Source organism: Neptuniibacter sp. 2_MG-2023 (assembly GCF_030547495.1).
GTDB lineage: Bacteria > Pseudomonadota > Gammaproteobacteria > Pseudomonadales > Balneatricaceae > Neptuniibacter.
In genome coordinates this window covers 138,640-163,623 of sequence record NZ_JAUOQC010000008.1, presented here as the reverse complement: position 1 = coordinate 163,623, position 24,984 = coordinate 138,640, and the positions used below count along the sequence as shown (strand labels likewise).

Below are 24,984 nucleotides of genomic sequence, written 5' to 3'. Positions count from 1 at the left end.
AAAAACCGTCTAACGGAAGCCCGTCGTGATGTGGAGCATGGGTTAGGTATTACCCTAGATCACTACACCACCCGTGAACAGCAAGAGCGTATGCTTGAGATCCTCCAGTTTAAACTGGATGTCCTCTGGAGCATGCTGGATGCAATGACCATGGCCTATGAGCTGAAACGTCCACCGTACCATACCGTGACGGATCAACGGGTTTATCATAAAGGGCTATTTAATGAGTGATATTGAGATAACAGCGGCCTCAGTGCCGGTGTTAAATAAGATGTTTCGCTTTCAATGGGAAAAAGCACAGAACTGTTTTGTGTTGCTTTACCCTGAAGGGATGATTCAACTCAACGGTCCCGCTGGAGAGATTCTAGGTTTAGTGGATGGCGAGCGTTCCGTCGCGGCCATTACATCAGAGCTGGAAGCCAAGTTCCCCGATGCGGGTGATCTGAGTGGCGATATTATCGAGTTTCTAGGAGAAGCACATGGCCAACACTGGATCACCTTGTAACGCACAACCGACACCGCCGATTATTAGCGATGACAAATCTCACGGGCAGCCTCTTTGGCTGCTCGCTGAGCTGACCTATAAATGCCCACTGCAATGCCCATACTGCTCCAACCCGCTTGATTTTTCTGACTTTGGTGGTGAACTCACCACCCAGCAATGGTTGGATGTTTTCCAGCAAGGGCGAGATCTGGGGGCGGTTCAGTTGGGTTTTTCAGGCGGTGAGCCTTTAGTACGACAGGACCTGATCCAACTGATCGGGGGCGCCCATGAGATGGGGTACTACACGAACCTGATCACTTCAGGTGTCGGCCTGAATGAACATAAAATGGCTGAGTTCCAGCAAGCGGGTTTAGATCATATCCAAGTCAGCTTTCAGGCCAGTGACGAATCCGTTAATAGTATGCTGTCAGGCTCGAAAAAAGCCTTTGAACAAAAGCTGAAAATGGCCAAAGAGGTTAAAGCCCAAGGTTATCCGATGGTGCTTAACTTCGTGACCCATCGGCATAATATCGATCGTATCGACCGTATTATAGAGCTGTGTGTTGAGCTTGATGCAGACTATGTTGAGTTAGCCACCTGTCAATACTACGGCTGGGCTTATGAAAACGTAGAGCAGCTCCTACCGACCCGTGCGCAACTCGAGCGGGCTGAACGTATTACCAATGAGTATCGTGCCAAACTGGCGGCTGAAGGTAATCCGATCAAGCTGATCTTCGTCACGCCCGATTACTACGAAGAGCGGCCTAAAGGCTGCATGAACGGTTGGGGGCAAGTGTTCCTGACGGTTACACCGGATGGTAAAGCGCTTCCTTGCCATAGTGCACGTATGTTGCCGATCGAGTTCCCCAATGTCACTGAGATGAGCTTGCAAGAGATCTGGGATACGAGTCCTGGGTTTAATCACTTCCGTGGTAATGCATGGATGAAAGAGCCTTGCCGTAGCTGTGATGAGAAAGATAAAGACTTTGGTGGCTGTCACTGTCAGGCCTTTATGCTGACAGGGGATATGTACAATGCGGATCCGGTCTGTGCCAAGTCGGAGCATCATCACCTGATCGAAGAAGCGCGGGAACGCGCAGAAGCAGTGGTTAATAATCCTGATGAGTTTACCTTCAGAAATGAGCGTAACTCTAAAGTATTTGCTAAGAGTTAATGTTGAAAGCAGATTCGATTCCTAAGTTTAATGAAAAGGCGCGCCCGGGGTTCTGGTCTACAGAACTAAGTGAGCAAAAAGTAGTCAGCGCTAATGTTGAATATAGCCAACTGCGATGCTCATTTGACGGAGTGCCTTACTGGGTAGAGCTTAGGCCCGACGATCACTCCCGCTGTGTTTTATGTTATGAAAAAGAGGGGGCGATCGTTGATATTACGCCTACAGAATATAGTGTTCGTAGCAAAGTGCATGAGTATGGTGGGCAAAGCTGGTGTTTTGTTGATGAAGGGCTCATTTTCGTCAATGAATATGATCAGCAGCTCTATCTGCAAAAAAACTTATCGGATTCCTTGCCTTCTTGTCAGCAGATCACAGCAGAAATTAATTCTCGTTTTATAGAGCCTGTGTGGGATCAGCCTAACCGTCAAATTATAGCGGTAGAAGAGCAGCATAACTCTGACAATGTTATCAATCGCCTAGTTGCGATCTCTTTAACTACAGGCAAAGTAAAGTTGCTTCATGAAGGCTATAGTTTTTATAGCTACCCTACACTTAATCCACAGAATAACGAGTTAGCATTTATTGCATGGAATCATCCATTTCAACCTTGGATATCCACGGAGCTGGTTTCTCTTCAACTTAAAGATCTTGCTGTCAGCGTAATAGCAGGGCGGGCGAGCAAAGAGGCTCTATCGCAGCCGCTTTACTGTCCTGATGGGCAGTTATATGTGGTTAGTGATCGTGATGGGTGGTGGAATATCTATCGTTATGACGCTCTTAATGGCGCTTTAGAACCGCATCTGTCCTCTCCACAAGATATGATCTCTGCACCATGGCAGTCTGGTTTAAGACATTATGCCTGTACAGATTCTGGTATATCGCATCTATTGATCGCACATGAAGGAAGTGAGCTTTACCATCAGGGTTGTCGTGTTAAAAAAGACACAATGAGTTATTTTCACTCATTGCAGGTCTCAAATGGGAAATTATATGCAATAGCTAGCTCTCTAGATCGCTTAGATGCAGTTATTGAGGTCAATGAGTCACTTCAATTTAGGCGTTTAACTGGAGGAGGGGCTCCTTTAGATAAAACGGACTGTTCTGAGCCAAAAGCACGTGTGTTTGGTTCAGGAAAGGATCGTTGCTATGGGTATTTATACCCAGCTAAAAACCATCGTTATAGCGAAAGTGAAGAGAGTAAGCCGCTTGTTGTTTTTCTGCATGGGGGGCCTACAGCCGCTAGCTACCCGGTATTGAATTTAAAACTTCAGTATTGGACGCAACGGGGGTTCTCGGTGCTTGACCTCAATTATAGAGGCAGTAGTAATTATGGCCGAAGCTATAGATTAGCGCTTGAGCATGCTTGGGGTGACATTGAAGTTAATGATATTAGCTTAGCGGTTACCTCTTTGATTAATGAAGGTGTTGCGGATCCTAGTGCTGTGTTTATTCGAGGGAATAGCTCGGGAGGATATAGTGCGCTAAATGCCTTATGTCAGCTTGATCTGTTCACTGCTGGAGCAAGCCTCTATGGTGTTACTGATCCGGCGGTGCTGAATGATTGCACCCATAAATTTGAGTCTCATTACCTTGGCTGGTTGATTGGCGATCCTATAGTTGATGCTGAGCGATACAGATCTTTATCGCCTATTTATCACGCTGCCGATATAGGATCCCCTGTTATCTTTTTTCAGGGCGAAAAAGATAAAGTTGTACTCCCTGAGCAGACTCGCGCTATGGTCGCTGAGCTGAAGGGTAAAGGCGTTGATGTTGAAGCTCATTACTTTAGTGATGAGGGGCACGGCTTTCGTCAGAAAGAGAATGTAGTGTGTGTGTTGGCGGAGGAGCTTCGTTTTTATAGAAAGTATCTACCCTAAATTCAGTAACACTTCTCTCTATTGTTAGTCTTAACCATCCCTTGTTTTCTTGCCTTCGCTTATTCTGATTTTGTCTATGTTGTTGTATAGCACAACAAGTCGTATCTTACGGATGGAAACTAAAGTATTAGATAAAATCGTTCTGTTGCAGAGCATAAATCACTTCCATTAAGCCTGATAATAGACCCACTAAAGAGCTTACCTAGCTCTTTGCATCCACTCTCTGGTTTGTGAGTTTTCTATCTAAAGCTCTAACCGTCGTACTTCGCCTGCTTCTTAGCAGGCTTTTTTTTGCCTGAAATAACCCCGCCTAATTTTACCTTGCCTTAGATGGTTTATCTTTTGCGGGTTCGATTTATCTAGCGAAGTGTTTTTATAGTATATATCTGTAATCTGAGCTGATACGGCTGCGTTGAGTATGTCGAGGCTTTGTAGCACATGACCTTAAGCGTTAATGGTTGGCGGGGTTAATGCGAAGGGTTTCGTGTAGGTGTCTGTGTAATAAGCGGGAGGATTGGTTCGGCTTGTCGGCGAAGGTTTTCTGGTATTAAAAACAAAGAAGGCCGCGGCTCTGGAGAAGGGGGGACAGAGCGGCGGCCAATGGTTCTAACTTTTAAGCAGGGCTTACCAAGTTAGAGCCGCACCGATTGCGAACTGTTTAGTATCGTTACCGGCAGTGTTGTCTGCGATATCATATTCAGCAATTAGTTTCAGGTTGCTGTTGATATCGTAGAAGTATGCAATAGAGTCCATTTCATTCTCGCTTGCGGCATTAGTATCTGTCTCGCCGTGAGAAAGTACAATACGGTGACCGTTAGCGCCATAAGATGCTTGAACAAGGTAACCATCAGATTCAACATTGCTTGCAACTGTGCTGTCAGCCAAAACAGAGCTAATACCTTCCTGATCAAAACCAGAAACTGTAAATTGGAACCCAGACATGGCAATACGAGCACCGTATGCAATACCTTCTACGCTGCCACCATCGGTATTAGATTCGCCTGTTGCGCCACCAATCCAAGCATTGAATTTACCACCATCGAAGTCAGTTGCATAAGTAACTTCACCTTCGAAGCGTGCTTCGTTGCCTGCACCTGCAGTTTCACCAGAATCCGGATCTAGAATACCTACAGCAACTTGGAAGCCGTTGTTCATTGGTGAACGGTAAGTGATCTGAGCACTTGGTGTAGCGTATGGGTAGCCTACTGAGATGTTACCAAATGTTACGCCGCCAGAATTAATCTGCGGTAGACCTGTACCTAGAAGTAGTTCATCAGAGAAAATGTTGCTGCGAGCGTATAGACCAAAATCTTTACCGAAAAGAACTTGGCCGAAATCACCGTCTACTGTTCCGTAGAACTGACGAACATCGATAGCTGTATCAGTTGCAGTACTTGTACCGCCACCATCGTTGATTGTTACCCAGAAAGAAGAACGACCGCCAACTTTTAAGTCATCAATCTGTTTGCTAACATTAAAACCGATCCAGTTAGGTAGAAAGCCCATGCGTACACGAGACTGATTGCCTGAAGTATCGTCATCAGTGTGAACGTAGAAAGCATTGAAGTGACCATCTGCAGCGAAGGTCGTGCCATCCTGGTTATACAGTTCAATTGCAGCACTGGCCTGAGTGCTGATTCCCATTGCTACTGCTACTGCTAACAGTTTAGCTTTATTATTTTTCATGTCGCCCCCGGAAATACGGATTTATTTTTTGTTAAACGTTGCAGCGATTATCATGAACTTGATGGTTGAGTTGTATCAGGCAGAAGAACAGATATAGGTAAACCTTAGTGTGCTTGTACCTTTAGTGATTTCGGGTATGATTCTGAAGGTGTGCAGTATTGGGGCGAAGGGGTTATAGACCAGACTAGTACTAAAGGTCCTCTTTATTGTGCGCCTGCATCATTTAGGTGCAGGCTTATTATAAGGTCAAAATATGACTTAATAATGACTAGTAATAAGTATCAGTAAAAGACTTAAGGTACGCTCAAAAACTAATAATAAAATTAAGTGCTTTTTCTACTACGACTTTTTCGTTCTAATTTAACACAGCTTTAAATGCGGTCATAACAATAATGCAGACCTAGCCGTTATTGATGGGTAGGGTATGGTAGTCATGATGAGTAGTGATATCTCCAATCTTAGAAAGTTCGTTTCTCCTGAAATTATTTTTGGGGTCGGGGCGCGCAAATCTGTTGCGAATTATGCGCGAACCTTTGGTGCGCGAAAAGTATTGGTGGTTTCTGATCCAGGTGTTGTTGCCGCCGGGTGGTTAGATGAGATCTGTAATCTTCTATCTGAAGCAGATATAGAATATACAACGTTTACTGAGGTATCGCCCAATCCTCGCGCTAATGAAGTGATGAGTGGAGCGCAGGTGTATCAAGAAGCTCAATGTAATGTCATTGTAGCTATTGGTGGCGGAAGCCCTATGGATTGCGCAAAAGGGATTGGCATTGTCAGCGCCAACGGTAAGCATATCCTTGATTACGAAGGGATCGATACTATTCACTTACCTATACCTCCCTTGATCTTTATCCCCACGACGGCAGGCACATCCGCGGACGTATCTCAGTTCGCTATTATTTCCGATCCTATTGAAAAGATTAAAATATCCATTGTCAGTAAAGCGGTTGTGCCTGATGTGTCACTCATCGATCCTGAAACAACCATAACAATGGATCCATTTTTAAGCGCTTGCACAGGCATTGATGCACTTGTGCACGCAATTGAAGCTTTTGTTTCTACAGGGTCTGGTCCACTAACGGATATGCATGCGCTTGATGCCATGCGACTTATTAATGAAAATATTGTAACTCTAGTTGCCAATCCTTATGACATTAAAACCCGAGAGCAAATTATGCTTGGGTCGATGAAAGCGGGCTTAGCATTTTCTAACGCTATTTTGGGTGCTGTGCATGCGATGTCCCATAGTTTGGGCGGCTATCTAGATCTCCCGCATGGGTTATGTAATGCGATGTTGTTAGAGCATGTTATTGACTTTAATTATAAAGAAGCACACGAGCGTTTTAAAATAGTCGCTGAGACATTAGGGATTGATACGCGAGGTTTAAATACAAAACAGATTCAAAGCCGCCTGATGAATACTGTTATTACATTGAAAAAAGATGTAGGCCTCACTCAAAAGATGGCAGAAACCGGGGTGCATATTAGCGATATACCCATACTTTCTGATCATGCCTTACTTGACCCTTGTATACTTACAAATCCTAGAAAGTCTAACAAGCGAGATGTAGCCGCAGTATATGAAGAAGCACTCTAACGCCGCCAATGATACCCTTACTAATTTGATGGGTTTGGGAAATCATTCCGTCCGGAAAAACTATTATTCTGAACTTGTTAGTAAGCTTGATGAATTAGAACAAGAGAAAAACCGTTACAAATGGTTATTTGAAAATGCCCAGCATGGGATATTTCAAGCGCAGCTAGATGGCGGCATACTCAATGCCAATCCGGCTATAGTCCATATTTGCGGCTATGTATCCTCTAAGGAGTTCTGCGATACCGTTACTGATCTTGAATCTTTACTATTTTGCTGCGTAGATGCATATGAAGATTTTAGATATAACCTCGTACAGTCCGGTAAGGTTTCTGGGTTTGAAACCATATTTTTACGTGCGGATGGCCAGTGTATTCACGTTTCTATCAATGCTTTATTAAAAGATAATCAAGGTGAACATCCCACTATTGAAGCTTTTATTAAAGATATAACGGAAAGAAAGAAAACAGAAGGACAGCTAAAGCAATTAAATGAAGAGTTAGAGCTGCGTGTTACAAGCCGAACGCAAGAGCTTGTCTCCCTGAATAATAAGCTTTGGCAAGAGATTAGTGATAGAGAGAGGGCACAGAAAGAGCTTCAAATTGCTAAAGAGGCTGCAGAAGAGGCGAATCGAGGTAAAGATAAGTATTTGGCCGCCGCCAGTCATGATCTGCTTCAACCAATGAACGCTGCTAGGTTACTTATATCAGCATTGCGTGAGCGGAGTTTGCCTCAGCAGGATGGCCATTTAGTTGAGCGCGTACATATGGCATTAGAAAATGCCGAGGATCTTTTAACCGATCTTCTCGATATCTCGAAACTGGATCAAAATGCGGTCACACTGGATGTTAGCTGTTTTAGATTAGATCATCTGCTTCATTCTATGGTTAGTGAATTCCAGCCGGTAGCAGAAGATAAAGGGATAGAGCTGAGATTACAGTCAAGTAGTGTGGTTGTGAAGTCAGATTCAAGGTTACTGCTGCGTATTATTCGCAACCTAATTAGTAATGCGATCAGATATACCCCAGCGGGGAAAGTGCTTGTTGGCTGTCGGCGAAAGAAAGATGTTATTCGCATTCAGGTCTTAGATACAGGTATAGGTATTCCCGACAATAAACTGGACGCTATTTTCAAAGAATTTAATCAACTTGATACGCCTAATGCTAAAGACCGGCAAGGGGTTGGACTTGGTTTGGCGATTGTCGAACGTATAGCCACTATATTAGGGCATGACTTATCTGTTAGATCTGTAGAGGGGAAAGGTTCGATCTTTTCTGTGGATGTGCCTTTTGTTGAACACTTTTCGGATAGCCCTGAGCTCACGCCATTACATCCCCCGCAAATCAATATGCTTCATGATCTATCTATTTTGGTCATTGATAACGAAGAGAATATTCTTGTCAGCATGGATGCGCTACTCAGCCAATGGGGGTGCAGTATTATTACTGCATCTAGTGCAGAGGAAGCCCTTATACTTTGTCAAGATGAAGAGTTTACGCCTGATGTTATTCTTGCGGACTACCATTTAGATAATGGCTTACTAGGTACTGATGGAATAGCACAAATAAGAGAAAACTACTCTTCATTAATTCCGGCCCTTATTTTGACAGCTGATAGAAGCAGCGAATCGGGTCAGATGTTTAAGGAGATGGGATTGCCTGTTATTAATAAGCCGGTAAAACCAAGTAAACTTCGTGCGCTTTTGACTCACTTATGCCAGTAGATAAGGCCTGCCCTGACAATGTTGTCAATGTTAATTATCATCAACATTTAATGGCATTATCAAATGCTTAGCTCTTTTTTTAAATTTAATTAAAAGGGGACTCAAGTAGTATATTGGTATTGAGTCGCAGGTCCTAGAATGGAAAGAAAAAACCTACTTCCTGAGGATTAGCATTGTGACTAATACACCTGCTTTTATTACTGCTGCATCATTTAGTGCAGACCCCAAAGAGGCAGCTGCAGATCTGGGGCAACAGCTATCAGGAATAGATCTGAAAACGGTTATATTTTTTTGCTCCGCTGAGTATGACCTTCCTTTATTAGCTCAATCCATTAATCAAGTGTTTCAAAATGTTGATGTCTCTGGGTGCACTACAGCAGGGGAGATCACACCTTTAGGTTACGGCCAAGGCTGTATAACTGCTATAGGTTTTAGTTCGACTGATTTCTCTATTCATACCCAATCGATAGAGTGCTTAGATAATTTTAGCCTTACCGATGCTCAAACACTGGTTGATCAATTAATAGCAGGCTGTAGAAAAGCAGACGTAGCTCCAATCAAAGGAAATACCTTTGCACTGACGCTCTTAGATGGGCTATCCATTCAAGAAGAAAATGTGTTAGTTACGTTAAATTCAGCCTTAGGTAGTATCCCAAACTTTGGCGGTTCAGCTGCTGATGATATTCATCACTATAAAACCCATGTCTTTTATAATGGTGAATTCCACACCGACGCGGCAGTGATCATGATGGTGAATACGGCTTATGAGTTTGAAGTATTTAGTACTCACCATATGCAACATAAAGACATTAAATTAGTTGTCACCGCTGCTGATGTAGATGCCCGTTGTGTGTATGAGTTAAATGCGGAACCCGCAGCCTCAGTATACGCCGATGCTATAGGCCTCTCTGTTGAGGAGTTAAATCATCAAGTATTCGCATTAAACCCAATCGCTGTAAAGCTGGGTGATGAATACTATGTTCGTTCTATACAGCAAGTTACTGATGATTTAAGCCTCAAATTTTACTGTGCAGTAGAAAACGGCATAGTGCTGACAATTATGGATGCAAAAGATCTTGTTGTAGATCTTATTCAAACACTGGACTCCATTGAAGAAAAAATAGGTAAGCCGCAATTAATTATTGGTTGTGATTGCTTTCTAAGGCGTATGGAATGTGAAATTAAGGGTTATTCTGATGAAGTTTCCGAGCTGTTAAAAAAGCACAATGTTATTGGCTTCAACACCTACGGAGAACAGATGGAAGGGCTACATATAAACCAGACCTTCACTGCGGTAGCGATAGGGAGAAATCGCAATGAGTGATGAAAGCCTTGAATCTCAAGTACAGCGTTTAGAAGAAGAGAATCGCAAGCTTCGTAAAATCAACAGTGTGCTTATTGAGCGTGTAGAGGCCGGCGGTAGTCAAGGGGCGAATCCCTACTCAGCGTTTGAGCATTCCGTTGTGCTTGCTGAGCAAGTAAGGGAACGAACCGATGCGCTACACAGTGTTTTATCTGAATTAAAAGCAAGTCATCGAGATCTAAAAGAAGCTAATGATCAAGCCGCTTTAGCTAACCAACGTGTGGTTGATGCAATCGAAAGTATTTCTGATGCCTTTGTTTTATTTGATCAAGAACGGAAAATTGTTCTCTTCAATAGCAAATTTAGCAATGTTTGGGAATCAACAGGCCTTGATGTAAAAACAGGCACGACTATTCAAGATATTACTCGTCTCGCAAGAATGAGCGGCTTAATTGATGAGGAGTACCCTGCAACCAATAGTGGCAGTAAAGTTTATCGTTTAAGTGATGGCCGTTGGGTGCAGATGTCAGAACGACCAACCCAAGATGGTGGTTTAGTTATTCTCTATACTGATATTACAGCGATTAAAGAACGAGAAACCGCTGATAGAGAGCAAGCGCTAGCTCAAAAAACTAAACTACTGCAACGTACAGTTGATAACCTTTCTCAAGGGGTTGTATTAGTAACGCCGGAGGGAAGGGTTGAGCTATGGAATGATCGCTTTCTTGATCTAATGGGTGTAGATGCCGAGCAAGTTGAGTCTTATCCTCCATTTGCTGCACTTATGTTGGATAATCATGCCATCCTTCAACATGCACTCACGGCCGCACAGCAGGGTGAAGTTTTAGCCTCTGAACAGACGGGGCGGTTAGGTCAAGTTATTGAAGTGCGAACCCACCCTATGCCTCAGGGAGGATTTGTAAATACCTACACAGATATTACCGAGCGCCATCGTTATGCAGAATCTCTGCGACAAAGTGAGCAATGGATACGCCTAATTACAGATAACGTTCCAGCCTTGATCGCTTACCTAGATAAGAATTTACATTATCTATTTACCAACAAAGTTTATAACGAATGGTTTGGCAAACCCCACGGTATGCTCAATGGAGAAAGCATTCATGAGGTTTATACTGACGATCAGTATGCAGAGGTAGAGCCTTATGTAGAAAGGGCTTTATCAGGTGAAAGTGTAACTTTCGAGGTTTGGCAGACAAACGCTAGAGGCGAGCAACGCTATATGCTCAAATCTTATGTGGCGAATATTGATAAGGACGGTCAGCCGGATGGCTTCTTTGTTATGATTCGCGATATAACCGAACGTAGACGCTCAGCGGAAGCTTTAGAACTGTCTCATCAGCTACTAGAGCAGCGCGTTGAAGAGAGAACCTCGGCGCTTACAGCGCTTAACAATCAGCTTCGCTCAGAGATTACAGAAAGAGCGGGGGTCGAAGCACGGCTCCGAGAAGCTAAAAAAGAAGCCGATCAAGCGAATCTATCTAAAACAAAGTTCCTTGCTGCCGTTAGTCATGATCTTTTACAGCCGTTAAATGCCGCTCGTTTATTTTCTGGGGCATTATCGGAGCAGATTAAAGACCCTAGAAACTATAATCTTGTCCAATCGGTATCCAACTCATTAGATGATGTGGAATCCTTATTACGAACATTAGTTGATATATCTAAGCTTGATGCCGGTGTAGTTAAAGCTGACGTTGTTAATTTTAGTATACAAGGGCTTTTTGATACTTTAGCCGCGGAGTTTTCACAGTTAGCGGGGGCTGAAGGCTTAGGTTTTAAATGTGTTCATAGTGATGCTGTTATTCGCTCAGATTCTCAATTACTGGCACGTATACTGCGTAATTTCCTGACTAATGCTATTCGTTACACTAAACAAGGGCGATTATTATTAGGGTGCCGACATACCGCTGAAACCTTATGGATAGAGGTGTGGGATACAGGTTCTGGTATCCCTAAAGAAAAATTGGTTGAGATCTTTCAAGAGTTTAAACGACTACAGGAGGATCAACCTGGGCAAGAGAAAGGCTTAGGCTTAGGGCTTGCTATAGTTGATAAAATATCGAGGGTGCTGGGCCATAAAATTAGAGTGTCCTCAATTGAAGGAAAAGGTTCTGTATTTGCGGTGGAGGTGCCTAAAGCGCAACAGCTTCTTCCTAATGTGGCGACCGGCCCACAAATACCAATGATTACTGAACGTTTAGTGGATGCAGATGTATGGCTTATAGATAATGATGCGGCTATTTGTGAGGCAATGGAGACTCTGCTAACAGGTTGGGGGTGTAATATTGTCACAGCGCTATCTTTAGATGATTTAAGGTCGCAAGTAAATTTCCATAATGATTCAGTTGATATTTTGATTGCCGACTACCATTTAGACAATGGCGAAAATGGACTTAATGCGGCAAAAATAGTCACGAGTGAAGTACCGCATAACCTTCCCGTTTTGATGATAACCGCCAATTACAGTAAAGAGTTAAATCAGGAGATACGCGATCTTGACTATATGTTGGTCAACAAGCCGGTTAAACCACTTAAACTAAAAACAACGCTGATTCATATGCTTGGTTCATAGTTTTAAAACGTAGTCCTATAAAACAAAAAAAACCGCATTTGCGGTTTTTTTAGATCAACAGGAAAATTTGTTTAGGATTAACGTTTTAAATACTCGTTAAAATCAATATTACCAGCAGATAGCACTGCTTGGATGCGGTTATGAACACCGAGTTTACGCAAAATAGCGGAGACATGTGCTTTTACGGTTGTTTCAGCAATATTCAAGTTGTAAGCGATCTGTTTATTTGATTCGCCTTTTGACATGCGCTCAAGAACTAAAAGCTGACGACGGGTTAAGGATGAGAGCAGTTCTGGAGGGATCTGGTTGTCATCTTTGCGGTGCATCCTTTTATTATCAGGCTGACTTGCTCGAATAATATCAGATGGGAGGTATACATTGCCGGCAAGAATCTGTCGTAAAGCATCTGTCATCTGCTCACGAGGCGATGATTTAGTGATAAATCCAACTGCACCGTAAGTGATAGCTTGAAGTACGATCTGCTTATCTTCTTCTGCCGAAACAATAACGACTGGAACAGTAGGCAGATCATTTCTTAATGTTATTAAACCATTCAAGCCATTCATGCCCGGCATATTAAGGTCTAGTAAAATCAAGTCGAGATCTTCTTCTCCTTGTGCAATCTCCAACGCGCTCTCAAGATCTTCTGTTTCGAGTGTTTTGCAGTCGTCAAAGCTATTTGCTATTACATTAATGATAGCTTCACGAAATAGCGGGTGGTCGTCTGCGATTAGGATCTTGTACACAATGCTTCTCCAATCTCATTATATTTATTATAAACACCGAAATCAGTGCTATAGGTCATCTTGGGCTTTCTGTTCCTGCATACCAACACTGTAAGGGTAATTTTCAAGTTATGTTACAACTTTGTTGTATAGTTTCAATTTATTATTCAATAACTGGTGTTAATGGTCATCTTGTGGCTGAAACGGAATCGGTTGAGCAACTGAGGTTTCCATATTGTTTTCAATCCAACCATCAGACCCGTTTCTATACCAATATAACCTGCTATAACCCCATGAGGATGCGCGTTTTAGGGCATTCCATGACATCCAACAATCAGCTCTGCAGTATATAACGATAGGGCGCTGCTTGTTTCCTGCTGTAATTTTCGTTAGGTTCGAGCGGAAATATTCTTCCCACTCAGGTTCTAACTCACCACGTCCTACGTTTGGCAGCCAGAGGCTACCGGGAATATGTAATCTAGGCTCTTTTTGGATAAAGACGCGGTTCCATAAGAGAGGTTGAACATCCAACAAAACAACATTTTTGTCTTTCTCAAGTAAGGCTAATAATGTTGATAGCGTTAAGGTCTCTGCATGTTCACTACTGTTGGGGGTTGGGCTTCGATATCGAAACAGCCGATAACCATCTACATTAAATAGTCCAAAGTCATCATCACTCTCTTCCACATAGGCATCAGAATTTGTCGCAGCGACAGCGATCGTTGATCCCAACATAAATAGAGTTACTAAGCACAATCGGAGTAATAAAATAGTCAATTACCTGTCATTCTTTTTATGCCTCTATTACAACCTGCGAAAGTCTTGGTCAAAATCCTACCATCGAGCAAAAAAACAGGTACGAAAGTACTATTTTTACACACAGCCTAGCAGCATATGTTGGTTAAGGGCTTTATAGCATCTATTTTATTCAGAATCACAGGCATTCCATGCGTATTTCTTTCCGGTTAATCCTTTCTAGTATTTTAATTATTTTTACAACACATCTAGCGGCAAAGGAGCCGTTACCGACGGTGCGCGTTACTGTCATTGCTTCCGGTACTGTTAACTGGGAATTACAACACCTAAAAAATAAGCAACTCGACCATAACAACGGCTTTAATCTCGTTATTGATCCCGTTGCCAGTTTATCTGCCGCGAGAATCGCAATCACTTCAGGTAATGCAGACTTTATCGTTTCTGATTGGTTGTGGGTTACTGAGCGAAATATGAAAGGAGCTAATCTGAGGTTTATCCCATTTTCTCAACAAATAGGGAGCATTATCGCTGCAAAAGACAGCAATATACTCAACTTTTCAGATTTAAAAGGTAAACGTGTTGGTATTGCTGGAGGGCCGTTGAATAAAGGTTGGGTATTGCTACGTGCTGCGGCAAAGAAGGAGGGGATCGACCTTCAGAATGATGTAAAAATACAGTTTGGAGCGCCCCCACTGCTAAATCAGGCACTGAGAAGTGGTCAGTTAGATATGCTTGCAACATTTTGGCATTACGGCGCTCGATTGGAAGCGGAGGGGTACAGTAAGTTATATAGCCTTAAGGACGTTATGAAAGGGTTAGGATTAACCAGTGATATTCCTATGCTGGGTTACCTCTTTAATCAATCTTTAGAAGATCAGCACCCGACATTGGTTGCGGGTTTTTATCGGGCAGTTAAACAGGCAAAAGCGCAACTGGCTATAGATGATGAAGCATGGACAGCGCTTCGACCTTTAATGAAAGCAGAGAATGATGCTATCTATCAGGGACTTGTTGCAGGTTATCGAGCCGGTACCCCTAGCGATATTACGCAAGAGCAGATTGAGGATGCTGTGAACTTTTATCAAATAATTGATGAGCTTAAACCATACCCCTCAGGCACCCAGCTCAATCCTGAGCTTTTTTATAAGGGGTTGTAATGAAAAGTAGTAGATTTAGTGACCAGGTCATTGCCCTTACTTGTTTGCTGGCGGGGTGGTGGCTAGTCGCCTCATTTGTATCTAGCCCTCTTTTACCTGCACCTTTAGAGGTATTTGAAGCATTAAGCAAAGAGTTCAGAGAGCAGCGTTTAGTTGAAAGCTTATTAGTGACTTTGCAACGCGTCGTAATTAGCTTTGTCTTCGCGATGCTACTGGGTGGCATTATTGGTGTTTTAATGGGCCGATTTCGTCTTGTTAACCGTATTCTCGACCCTATTTTAATTATTCTGTTAAACATTCCAGCACTCGTTGTCATTATTTTGCTTTATATCTGGTTTGGCCTTGTTGAGATTGCGGCAGTTGCAGCCGTGATTATTAATAAGTTACCTAATGTTGCAGTTACTCTCCGAGAAGGAGGGCGCATGTTTGACCACGAGTTGGAAGAGATGTCAGTTATGTATAAATTTAGCTTCCAGCAGAAGCTAGTCCATATCTGGTGGCCTCAGCTGTTCCCATACATCATGATAGCAACACGAAGCGGCCTTGCCCTTATCTGGAAGATTGTCTTGGTAGTGGAGCTGCTAGGGCGTTCTAATGGCGTAGGCTTTCAATTACATTTAGCTTTTCAGTCATTTGATGTCGCTACTATATTGGCTTATAGCTTAGCTTTTATCTCTGTGGTTCAGTTAATTGAATGGTTTATTTTGCAGCCTTTAGATAGAAAGGCATCTCGTTGGCAGAAGGGTAGTAGCCATGTTTGAGTTTCATGTAGAGGGACTAACCTTGTCCCAAAGGCAGATCTTGTCAGCTTTAAATATCAAGATAAATTCAGGGGAAACGCATTGTCTTTTAGGGCCATCAGGTAGTGGTAAAACGACCTTACTTAATTTAATGGCAGGTTTAGAGCAGGAGAATGTTGTAACGATTAAGGGGGAAGTTAAGAAAGACAACTATTGGTCGCCTCATAAACCTGAAATAGGCTATCTATTTCAGCAACCTCGCCTTTTGCCTTGGCGAACGATTATGCAGAATTTATTGCTGGTTGAGCCTGATAAAGAGGTCGTACTTAAGCTATTACATGAGGTGAAGCTGCAAGACTATGCGGATTACTACCCATCTAAGATATCTTTAGGTATGGCGCGTAGGGTTGCGCTTGTGCGCTGCTTATTACTTGAGCCTGAGCTAGTCTTGATGGATGAGCCTCTTACCTCACTCGATCTTCCTACTGCACGAGAGATGAGGGGCTTAATAAAACGCTTGGTTTGTGATCACCCAACTCGTAGTATGCTCTACGTAACACATGACTTAGATGAAGCACTTGAACTTAGTGATAGGGTTTCTGTCTTAGGTCATACTCCGGCCCAAGTAATCTATAACAGCAGGATTGATGATATATCTCGCAATGAGCTTGAGGCGTTATTAAAACATTAGGTTACTTTGGTAACTGAATGATCTAAAAGAATAAAAACGATAATGACAAATAGACCTCGCTACATCCTTATTGCAATTGTTGCAGCTCAGCTGCTTGGTACATCTACATGGTTCGCGGGTAATGCTATTTTACCTGTATTACAAGCTGAATGGTCGCTCCCCAATAGTGCGGTGGCTGAGTTAACAAACTCGGTTCAACTTGGCTTTATTGTAGGCGCTCTGTTTTTTGCCTTTTTAGCCTTAGCTGATCGTATATCACCTCGGGTGTTATTTTTTATCTGTGCTGTAGGCACGGCTTTCTTTAACCTTCAAATAGCTTTTTGGGCTGATAGCCTTAATCAGGTTTTATTATTGCGCTTTTTTGGCGGGATGATGTTAGCTGGGGTCTATCCTGTTGGTATGAAAATCGCGACAGGTTGGTACCCTGAAGGCTTAGGCCTAGCATTGGGCTATCTTGTTGGTGCTTTAGCTTTAGGTACATCCTCAGGTCACCTCTTTGCCTCTTTTGAGTTTAATGACTGGCAGTCGGTTATCTACTTAACCAGTGCTTGCTCTGTTATTGGTGGTTTATTGGTATTGTTGTTTGTTCCTGACGGCCCCGCTTTACATAAAGGTGGTGCTCTCAGGTTTAGACATCTATGGGTCGCTATGAAAGACAAACCTTTACAAGCAGCCGCCGGTGGCTACTTTGGCCATATGTGGGAGCTTTATGCTGTGTTAGCTTTAGCTCCTTATTGGTTTATTGCCTGGGCAGCTCAGAACGAGGTTGATCTTAATATCCCATTTTGGTCTTTCTATGTGATTGGTGTCGGTGGTTTAGGGTGCATGTTAGGCGGGCATATTTCGTTAAAACTAGGAAGCTGGCATGTTGCTAGGTTTATGCTGTTTTGTTCAGGCGTTTGCTGTTTGCTTTCGCCATTTATTTTCGAGCTGCCATTTGTTGTGGTAGTAATATTTTGGACTATTTGGGGGGTAACCGTTGTGGCTGATTCCCCTCAATTTTCAGCTTTATCCGCTCGAACAGCACCTAACGAGGTTGTTGGCAGTGCGTTAACTATGATTAACGCAATAGGTTTTACCATCACTATTATAGCGACACAAATGACCGCCATGTTATTGGATAGCTTTCCTATTGAGTGGGTTATGCTGTTACTCGCACCCGGTCCTTTGTTGGGATTACTTAGCTTAAGACGACTTAAAAAAATAAAGCCTGATATTTAATCAGGCTTTATTTTGCGCTTACTTACCGGATTTCTGAGGATTAAACCCAGTGACAGCAAGTACAGCAAAAAACAGAGTACATCCTGCAGTAATAAACATCGCATCAGTATTCAGTTTTAGATATAACGCGTATCTAACCAGTTCTACTGCATGAGTAAAGGGGTTAACCGCACAGATCCAATATAACCATTCGCTCGCTTCCTGCATTTTCCATAAGGGATAAAGTGCGGAAGATAGGAAAAACATTGGAAAGATTACAAAATTCATCACGCCAGCAAAGTTTTCGAGTTGTCTAATTCTAGTTGAAAGAAATAGACCTAATGAACTCAGTAAAAGGGCGACCAGCAAAAGAGCAGGCAATACTGTTAGGTAACCTAGCAATGGAGGCTCTACATCAACAAGCAATGCGATCAAGAGAAAAGCATAAACCTGCGTTAGAGATATAAGGGCGGTTGAAACCATTTTACATAGCAGTAAGTAAGGTCTAGGAAGAGGGCTCATCAGTAACACTCGCATACTCCCCATCTCTCTGTCGTACACCATCGATAGACTGCTTTGCATACCGTTAAACAATAAGATCATGCAGCATAAACCTGGTGCTATGTAGGTTTCATATGTGATGTAGGTCTCATAGGGATCGATAATGGCGATACCTAATGCCGCTCTAAAGCCCGCTGCAAATACCACAAGCCAAAGTAGAGGTCTAATTAATGCGCTTAAAAAACGGGAACGTTGTTGAACAAAACGCAAAAACTCACGTATTAATATTCCTTTGAAGCAGTACCAGGATGCAGAAACTTTCATTGGGCACCTCCAAAGGACTCACTGTCTGTTAATTTATGGAAGGCATCTGTTAGGTTTTGCTCGCCCGATTTTTCAATCATTGTACTCGCGATTGAATCCAACAAAATACTGCCTTTATGCAAGAGAATGATTGGATCATTAATATCTATCTCCTCCATTAAATGTGTGGCCCATAAAACTGTGATGTTTTCATCATCACATAACTTACGAACATGCCGATTAAGTCCTCTTCGCGTTTGAGGGTCTAGACCAACGGTTGGTTCGTCTAATAGCAAAATATCGGGTTTATGAAGTAAGGCTCTTGCGATCTCAACACGTCTACGGTGTCCACCGTTGAGCCCCCTCACTTTTTCGTTAGCCCGTGTTTTCATCTCCATACGATCAAGTTCATTATCAATCTGTTTTTGTGCTTCTTTGGAGGAGATTCCATGTAGCGAGGCGTGATAAAGAAGGTTTTGGGTTACAGTTAGATCTAAATCGAGGGTGCTTTGCTGGAAGACGACACCAATCCGCTTCATGGCGCTGGAGGGCTGTTCTTTGATACTTTGTCCATCAATATAAATATTGCCCCCCTGTAGCTCATAAAGACGAGTCAACAGGGCGAATAAAGTGGATTTTCCGGCCCCGTTCGGCCCGATCAGAGCATGAAATACTCCTTTCTCAAGTAGGAAATTAACATCTTGTAATGCTTGTTTTGGGCCATAACTGAAGCTAAGCGACTCTACTGAAATTGTCATACAGTTCCTAAATAAGTTGAGACCTCCAATTGGAGGCCTCATTTACAAATTATGGTTTAATTACAACACCCCAGGGGTACCGTCCCACCTTGATGGTTTTTATGGCTTTCATTTTGCTAATATCGATGATTGATACGTCGCCACTGATACCGTTCGTTGCTAGAAGTAGGCTTTGATCTTGGTTGAATTCCATATGCCATACTCGACGGCCAACTAAGATGTAGTCCTCAACCTCATAAGTTTTAGCGTTGACAACTGCAACATGGTTAGCAGGTCCTAAAGCTACGAAAGCATAACGTCCATCGTCTGAAAGTTTAACGCCAACGGGCTGTATTTTATCTTTATGAACACCTTTAATTTCAAAGGTGATTTTTTTAATTATTTTACGTGAAGCGGTGTCAATAACAGAAACCGTTGCACCAATTTCAGCACTTGCCCACAACAATTTGCTGTCTTTGCTGAATTCAACATGGCGTGGACGCTGGTCAACCAAAGTGTTGTCTACTAATTCGTGTTTCTCTGTATCAATCCAGTGAACCATATTGGTTGTTTCACTTGTATTAACCGCCATTGTTCCATCAGGGCTGACAGCCATACCTTCAGGTTCAACGCCTACATCAATCTGTGCAAGCACTTCACTTGTTTCAGTATCAACGATAGTAACTAGGGCGTCATCTTCATTTGAAATATATAGATGACGATTGTTTGGGTGAAGGGCGAACTGTTCAGGATCTTCACCTGAAGGTAGCTCTTTTATAATCTGATTGGTGGCAAGGTCCATTACTTGTACAGTGTCTGAATCAGATGCGCAGATATAAAGTTTAGAATTATCTTTAGAAAGTATTATGCCGCGAGGACGCTCACCAACATTGATTGTGTCAGTGACAGTCATCGTATCTAAATCAATGATTGAGATAGTGTCATCTTTTTCATTGGAGACATAAGCCGTTTCTGCATAAAGTGCAGAAGAGGCCAGCAAGCTACCAACAGCTAATGCGGTAAGTGATTTTTTAAAATTCATAATTATTCCAATTTTTATTTGCGTGTTTCGGTGCAGTCAGTTTCTTTTTGATCAAATCCTAATGTATCGAGCTCATTCGTTGGGTGTAAAAAGCCTTCTTGAGGCGAAAGAGATACCAACGAACGAGGGTGAACTAATGGAATAGTCTGTCTAAGTTGTCCATTCCAGCTACGAAAGTCAAGCTTGCGGCCTTTAAATCCAGCCAACTGAAATTGATCTGATTTGATATAAGCTTCATTCGTAGATGCATCATTAGTTTGTGTTCGCGTTACCGCTTCTGCAACCGTTCGCACAGCGGCCCAAGCGGAATAATCTTTGCCGTTCATCCAGCGGCCAGAGCTTTTCTCAAAACGGCTTTGCAGCTGAGCGGCACCATATTGCTCAACAACACGATGCCATGCGACAGGCATTAGTCCTTGGGTTCCAACAACAGGTCTAGGTAGCCAAGTGTTATAGAGTACATACTCACCAAAATCTCCTCGCTCATCAGCCACGAATACAACATCGTAATCGCGGTGTTGAGTAAACAGAGGCATTTCTGATTGTGCAGTCCTGCGTAAATCTGTATCGAAACTCCAGTCTTTTTCTTCCACTATTGATAAGCCAAAGCGTTTCACTGAACGCTTGAAAGAGTTGCTGTAGGCTTTGTCTTCAGGTGTGGCGCCGGTAATCATAAAGATTTTTTGTAAACGTTTTGCTTTAAGCCACTGTGCCAATGCATCCGTTAGCATTGCTCTACTTGGTATTGTATGGAAAAGGTTGGGGGTGCACATATGCTGTCGCAAGGCATTAGTCGTTGAGCCCGCGTTAAAGATAAGTGCATCTTTACCTAAAGTTTCTGTAAATTTACTAATTGTTTGGTCATCGGTATTTACAACAAAGTATCTAATACCCGCGTCATATTGCGCTTTCGCCTTGCTTAGTAAAACTTCAGGATCTTCATCAACTAATTCTTGAAGCTGGTACTTATGCTTTAGGAAGCGGCCTGTTGTATTACTATCTTGAATCGCCAGTTTTGCGCCTTGTAAGCCCGCATCTTCAGGTTCAGGCAGGATATTAGATAAAACGGGGCCTTGATCAATCTCCTGTTGTAAGTAACTGATATTCACCTCTATCTCGGAATAAACATTGCTGCTACCCAATAGAGCGGTCACTGTTATCGCTAGCGCGTTTTTTCTATGATTATGAAACATAATAGTTATACAAGCTTACCGTTAGTGTATTTATCCCAGCATAGGCGGGAATTCGTGAACTCGGAATATGAATAAAGTAGAAAACAATTAGTACCGAAGTAGCATTCTTTTGCCCAGAGCTATCTTTAGCATGGTGCACATAATAACTAAATACTCTTAATGCTCGAGGTGAAGAATGAATTTTGCAAAAAAAATTACTATGGGAACGCTAACTGCTGTCTTAGCTCTTTCAAGTTTATCTGCAATGGCAAAAGGTGATTTAACAACTAGGCCAACGAAACTACCAGATCTTGTTTTAGGAACTGAAGATAACCGTTATGAACTATCGCAAAAAGAGTATGAACTTGAGACCGGTAAGGCTTATAAGCTGAAAATAGTCTCTAGCGGTCAAACTGAATATGCTCTACAAGCACCAGAATTTTTTGCTTCCATTTTCCTGCGTAAACTCGAAGCTGGCGATATGGAAATAAAAACTATGACTGTTACTGAGCTTGAATTTGAACAGGAAGCTGAGGCAGAAATTTACTTCGTTCCTTTACAGCCAGGTAACTTTGAGTTTTACGCTGAAGGCCTAGAAGAGAAAGGAATGGAAGGCGTATTTAACGTTAAATAATAACGCCTTAGTGGTTGTTTGTATCAAAATACTCGCCTTAGCCTTTAGGCGAGTATTTTTATCTTAGTTTACCCTTCACAGATAGATAAAATAGCCTGTTTTTCATGGTAGGATGGGGGATATTATTTTCCTATCTGGAGACTCCATGAAAATCCTAATTACTGATGACCACTCAGTTGTGCGACAAGGATACGCAAGTGTTCTTCCGACGGTTATTAAGGATTGCGAAATCGTTGAAGCGGCAAGTGGAGAAGAGGCCTGCGAACTCTACCAGAAGGAGTTGCCAGACCTTGTAATTATGGATATTAACTTGCCAGGCATTAGTGGCATTGAAGCTGCCACTCGCATTTTGCAAGCAGATAATGATGCAAAAGTGCTGTTCTTTAGTATGTATGATGAAGCACCTATCGTTAAGCAAGCGCTGGACACTGGCGCTATGGGGTATATCACTAAATCTGGATCTCCCAAAACCCTCGTTGAAGCAGTAACAAAAATATCCAAAGGTGAAATATTCATTGAGTATGAGTTAATTATGAAATTAGCGCTCAATTCACAAAATATTTCTGATGAGCGGTTACGAGAATTAACCCAGCGTGAGTTTGAGGTTTTTGTCATGCTAGCGCGCGGACAGAGCAATCAAATCATTTCTGACACCCTAAACCTAAATATTAAAACTATATCTAATTACGTGACTACGATAAAAAGTAAGCTAAAAATTAGTTCTACAGCCGAATTAGTGCATTTAGCTATTGATGCAGGCGTTATCAAAATCGCCCATTAAAATGCTAATCACGGGTGCAATCTAGTACCTAAGTGTTAGTTTGAATACTGCTATAGAGGAATACAGCTCCCCCCTATGAGGTTTGCATACTAAGCTATAGCGGAACCTAACTTCGCTATATTCTGAATTAGGTATGTAGATGAAAGCAGTTTTGCGTTTAAATTTAGTTGTTGCACTCGTATTTGCCTTTGCTTTATTGGTAACTTTATATGACATGCTTCAACAAGCCACTAAAGATATTACTCGGGAAGTGACGGCGGGTGTGAGTTTTACTCATCAACTACTGAGTGCCGCGGCTACTGACGAAGCCTTACTGCAAAACCTGCTTGAAGGTGAAACACGTCATGTTCACCTGTCTATCGTAGAAAATACCCAGCTGCCAGATAATAGCCCGCTAACTCATCACTCAGATGAAGTGCCTGAGTGGTTTTTTAATTTAATTCCTGGTTTAGATCATGTAGAAGAAAAGCAATACTTTAGATATTTATCTGATGGCCGAGCTTTACGTCTGCAGGCTGATACTTCTGATGAAGTGGAGGAGGTGTGGGAGTCGGTACAAAATGTTTTAGTGCTATTTACTCTCAGTGCACTGCTATCAAATCTTGCGATCTATATAGGTGTTCGACAGGGTGTTAAGCCTGTAACCGATTTTCTTAATGCATTAAAAGATATAGAAAAGGGCCGATTTGCAGCGCGACTTGATCACTATTCAATAAGAGAAATCAATGACTTGTCAGAGCATTTTAATGCTATGGCTCATGCGCTAGAAAATGCTGAGCGTGATAATACAAGGTTGACCCACGAGCTAATGCGTTTACAAGAAAAGGAGCGCGCTCACCTTGCTCGAGAACTACATGATGATCTAGGGCAATACTTAACAGGTATTAGGGCGCAAGCTTATTTAATTAAAGCGTCGGCCAATAACCCGGATGTGGTTTCATCTGTTGGAGAGCAGATTACAGTTAATTGCGATGCGATGCATATCAGCTTTAGGCAGTTAATTCGTAAACTTCATCCCGTTATATTAGAGCAATTGGGTTTATTGGAGGCGATTCGCACATTGGTTGATAATTGGAGTCAGTCCCATCATATAAAAGTAAACCTCCAACTCCCTGATGATCTGATCTCTTTATCTGATGAAAGTAATACTCATATTTATAGAATCATTCAAGAAGCATTAAATAATATTGCTCGCCATGCACAGGCAAGTTTGGTGGATATAAGTTTGAGCAGTCATAAAAATTCGCTTGCATTAACAGTAAGTGACAATGGTGTAGGTTCTGAATGTTCAGAAGGTTCAGGCCTAGGATTAAGATCGATGCGGGAAAGAGCACGCTGTATGCAAGGCACTCTAAATTTTAAACAGTTAGCCGAAGGTGGCAGCATGGTTTCTATGGAAATCCCTGTTGTTGAGGAGGAAGTATGAAAATAATTATTGCTGACGATCATGCGGTTGTTCGTCAAGGCTATTCAAGTCTTCTATCAACCATGTTGGCGCCTTGCGATGTTCTAGAAGCAAGTAATGGCGATCAGGCATTTAATCTCTGCCAAACAGATAAGCCTGACATTGTGATTATGGATGTAAACATGCAAGGGATTAGCGGCGTTGAAGCAACTCGTAGAATTTTACAACGTGATTCAAATATTAATATCTTATTTTTTAGTATGTATGACGAGTCACCGGTTGTTGCCCAGGCAATGGAGGCTGGAGCCAAAGGTTACATAACTAAAAGTTGCACGCCTGAAATATTAATTGATGCGGTTAAAAAAGTAGCTGCAGGCCAACTTTATGTAGAACATGAACTGGCAATGCGTTTAGCGGTTACTCGACCTGAACAGAAAGATCAACGCCTTAAAGATATGACACAGAGGGAGTTTGAGATTTTTGTTATGCTGGCACAAGGGTGTAGCGTACATCAAATTTCTGAGCAGTTATTTATCAGTAATAAGACAGTTTCTAATTACACGTCGATCTTAAAAAGTAAGTTGCAGATAAGCTCGACAGCGGAATTAGTGCATTTAGCTATTGAAACCGGTGTAGTTAAGGTCGGTGTGGAAGTTAGTTAAAATAGAACGCACCGGTATTATATGCCGGTGCGTTAATCCATGAT

General features: G+C 42.3%; 22 protein-coding genes and 1 pseudogene. 16 read left to right on the top strand and 7 right to left on the bottom strand.

Features of this window, described 5'->3' with window-relative positions; all coding sequences use genetic code 11:
* The 4 genes and pseudogenes from Q4486_RS09935 to Q4486_RS09920 all read left to right on the top strand — a co-directional run.
* A pseudogene (locus Q4486_RS09935) lies at positions 1 to 231 on the top strand (pyrroloquinoline quinone biosynthesis protein C); the annotation flags it as partial.
* Positions 224 to 505, top strand: coding sequence for a pyrroloquinoline quinone biosynthesis peptide chaperone PqqD (gene pqqD / locus Q4486_RS09930; RefSeq protein ID WP_303418073.1), 282 nt, complete (start codon positions 224 to 226; stop codon positions 503 to 505). The pseudogene Q4486_RS09935 and the gene pqqD, both read left to right, overlap by 8 nt.
* On the top strand, positions 480 to 1,658 hold the full coding sequence (gene pqqE, locus Q4486_RS09925; protein WP_303519276.1) for a pyrroloquinoline quinone biosynthesis protein PqqE: 1,179 nt from the start codon (positions 480 to 482) through the stop codon (positions 1,656 to 1,658). The genes pqqD and pqqE overlap by 26 nt, the downstream gene beginning before the upstream one ends.
* Entirely contained in the window at positions 1,658 to 3,535 is a 1,878-nt protein-coding gene (locus Q4486_RS09920; RefSeq protein WP_303519275.1) for a S9 family peptidase, read from the top strand. Before pqqE ends, Q4486_RS09920 begins: the two co-directional genes overlap by 1 nt.
* A gap of 624 nt (positions 3,536 to 4,159) precedes the next feature.
* On the opposite strand, the gene Q4486_RS09915 is transcribed toward Q4486_RS09920, so the two are convergent.
* Positions 4,160 to 5,221 carry a porin gene (locus tag Q4486_RS09915; protein WP_303519274.1) on the bottom strand — a complete coding sequence of 354 codons (1,062 nt, stop codon included), beginning with the start codon at positions 5,219 to 5,221 and terminating at the stop codon, positions 4,160 to 4,162.
* A gap of 433 nt (positions 5,222 to 5,654) precedes the next feature.
* On the opposite strand from Q4486_RS09915, the gene ercA reads away from it, so the two are divergent.
* From ercA to Q4486_RS09895, 4 genes are all read left to right on the top strand, one after another.
* Positions 5,655 to 6,821, top strand: a complete 1,167-nt coding sequence (ercA, locus tag Q4486_RS09910; RefSeq protein ID WP_303418065.1) for an alcohol dehydrogenase-like regulatory protein ErcA — start codon at positions 5,655 to 5,657, stop codon at positions 6,819 to 6,821.
* The gene (locus tag Q4486_RS09905) at positions 6,805 to 8,541 is read left to right on the top strand and encodes a NahK/ErcS family hybrid sensor histidine kinase/response regulator (protein WP_303519272.1); all 1,737 of its coding nucleotides are present in this window, start codon (positions 6,805 to 6,807) and stop codon (positions 8,539 to 8,541) included. Before ercA ends, Q4486_RS09905 begins: the two co-directional genes overlap by 17 nt.
* Before the next feature lie 175 nt (positions 8,542 to 8,716).
* Positions 8,717 to 9,865 (top strand): nitric oxide-sensing protein NosP, encoded by a 1,149-nt coding sequence (nosP, locus tag Q4486_RS09900; RefSeq protein WP_303418061.1) that lies wholly within the window; start codon positions 8,717 to 8,719, stop codon positions 9,863 to 9,865.
* On the top strand, positions 9,858 to 12,434 hold the full coding sequence (locus Q4486_RS09895; RefSeq protein ID WP_303418059.1) for a PAS domain-containing hybrid sensor histidine kinase/response regulator: 2,577 nt from the start codon (positions 9,858 to 9,860) through the stop codon (positions 12,432 to 12,434). Before nosP ends, Q4486_RS09895 begins: the two co-directional genes overlap by 8 nt.
* 77 nt (positions 12,435 to 12,511) lie before the next feature.
* On the opposite strand, the gene Q4486_RS09890 is transcribed toward Q4486_RS09895, so the two are convergent.
* Both Q4486_RS09890 and Q4486_RS09885 read right to left on the bottom strand, forming a co-directional pair.
* On the bottom strand, positions 12,512 to 13,180 hold the full coding sequence (locus Q4486_RS09890; RefSeq protein WP_067864586.1) for a response regulator transcription factor: 669 nt from the start codon (positions 13,178 to 13,180) through the stop codon (positions 12,512 to 12,514).
* A gap of 159 nt (positions 13,181 to 13,339) precedes the next feature.
* Entirely contained in the window at positions 13,340 to 13,894 is a 555-nt protein-coding gene (locus Q4486_RS09885; protein WP_303418056.1) for a rhodanese-like domain-containing protein, read from the bottom strand.
* 212 nt (positions 13,895 to 14,106) lie between these two features.
* On the opposite strand from Q4486_RS09885, the gene Q4486_RS09880 reads away from it, so the two are divergent.
* Genes Q4486_RS09880 through Q4486_RS09865 form a run of 4 tightly spaced genes read left to right on the top strand, consistent with a single transcriptional unit; the run spans position 14,107 to position 17,724 of the window.
* On the top strand, positions 14,107 to 15,072 hold the full coding sequence (locus tag Q4486_RS09880) for an ABC transporter substrate-binding protein (protein ID WP_303519270.1): 966 nt from the start codon (positions 14,107 to 14,109) through the stop codon (positions 15,070 to 15,072).
* Complete coding sequence (locus Q4486_RS09875) at positions 15,072 to 15,833, top strand: ABC transporter permease (RefSeq protein WP_303519268.1); 762 nt, start codon at positions 15,072 to 15,074, stop codon at positions 15,831 to 15,833. The genes Q4486_RS09880 and Q4486_RS09875 overlap by 1 nt, the downstream gene beginning before the upstream one ends.
* Entirely contained in the window at positions 15,826 to 16,503 is a 678-nt protein-coding gene (locus tag Q4486_RS09870) for an ABC transporter ATP-binding protein (RefSeq protein ID WP_303519266.1), read from the top strand. Before Q4486_RS09875 ends, Q4486_RS09870 begins: the two co-directional genes overlap by 8 nt.
* Before the next feature lie 42 nt (positions 16,504 to 16,545).
* Positions 16,546 to 17,724 (top strand): nitrate/nitrite transporter, encoded by a 1,179-nt coding sequence (locus Q4486_RS09865; RefSeq protein WP_303519265.1) that lies wholly within the window; start codon positions 16,546 to 16,548, stop codon positions 17,722 to 17,724.
* An 18-nt stretch (positions 17,725 to 17,742) separates the two neighbouring features.
* Here the strand turns inward: Q4486_RS09865 and Q4486_RS09860 are convergent, their stop codons facing one another.
* The 4 genes from Q4486_RS09860 to Q4486_RS09845 are packed head-to-tail and all read right to left on the bottom strand — an operon-like array spanning position 17,743 to position 21,479.
* Positions 17,743 to 18,528, bottom strand: coding sequence for an ABC transporter permease (locus Q4486_RS09860; protein WP_303418047.1), 786 nt, complete (start codon positions 18,526 to 18,528; stop codon positions 17,743 to 17,745).
* Positions 18,525 to 19,265, bottom strand: coding sequence for an ABC transporter ATP-binding protein (locus Q4486_RS09855; RefSeq protein WP_303418045.1), 741 nt, complete (start codon positions 19,263 to 19,265; stop codon positions 18,525 to 18,527). The genes Q4486_RS09860 and Q4486_RS09855 overlap by 4 nt, the downstream gene beginning before the upstream one ends.
* Positions 19,266 to 19,314: 49 nt before the next feature.
* Positions 19,315 to 20,286: a YVTN family beta-propeller repeat protein gene (locus Q4486_RS09850; RefSeq protein ID WP_303519264.1), complete on the bottom strand. Its 972-nt coding sequence runs from the start codon at positions 20,284 to 20,286 to the stop codon at positions 19,315 to 19,317.
* 14 nt (positions 20,287 to 20,300) lie between these two features.
* Complete coding sequence (locus tag Q4486_RS09845) at positions 20,301 to 21,479, bottom strand: ABC transporter substrate-binding protein (RefSeq protein WP_303418042.1); 1,179 nt, start codon at positions 21,477 to 21,479, stop codon at positions 20,301 to 20,303.
* A gap of 175 nt (positions 21,480 to 21,654) precedes the next feature.
* Here Q4486_RS09845 and Q4486_RS09840 point away from each other — a divergent pair, with 175 nt between their 5' ends.
* The 4 genes from Q4486_RS09840 to Q4486_RS09825 all read left to right on the top strand — a co-directional run bounded on the left by Q4486_RS09840 (position 21,655) and on the right by Q4486_RS09825 (position 24,940).
* Entirely contained in the window at positions 21,655 to 22,092 is a 438-nt protein-coding gene (locus Q4486_RS09840; RefSeq protein WP_303418041.1) for a copper-binding protein, read from the top strand.
* A 145-nt stretch (positions 22,093 to 22,237) separates the two neighbouring features.
* Positions 22,238 to 22,873 carry a response regulator transcription factor gene (locus Q4486_RS09835; RefSeq protein ID WP_303418039.1) on the top strand — a complete coding sequence of 212 codons (636 nt, stop codon included), beginning with the start codon at positions 22,238 to 22,240 and terminating at the stop codon, positions 22,871 to 22,873.
* A gap of 139 nt (positions 22,874 to 23,012) precedes the next feature.
* Positions 23,013 to 24,299 carry a sensor histidine kinase gene (locus Q4486_RS09830; protein WP_303519262.1) on the top strand — a complete coding sequence of 429 codons (1,287 nt, stop codon included), beginning with the start codon at positions 23,013 to 23,015 and terminating at the stop codon, positions 24,297 to 24,299.
* Positions 24,296 to 24,940 carry a response regulator transcription factor gene (locus tag Q4486_RS09825; RefSeq protein WP_303418036.1) on the top strand — a complete coding sequence of 215 codons (645 nt, stop codon included), beginning with the start codon at positions 24,296 to 24,298 and terminating at the stop codon, positions 24,938 to 24,940. The genes Q4486_RS09830 and Q4486_RS09825 overlap by 4 nt, the downstream gene beginning before the upstream one ends.
* Positions 24,941 to 24,984: the final 44 nt, after the last annotated feature.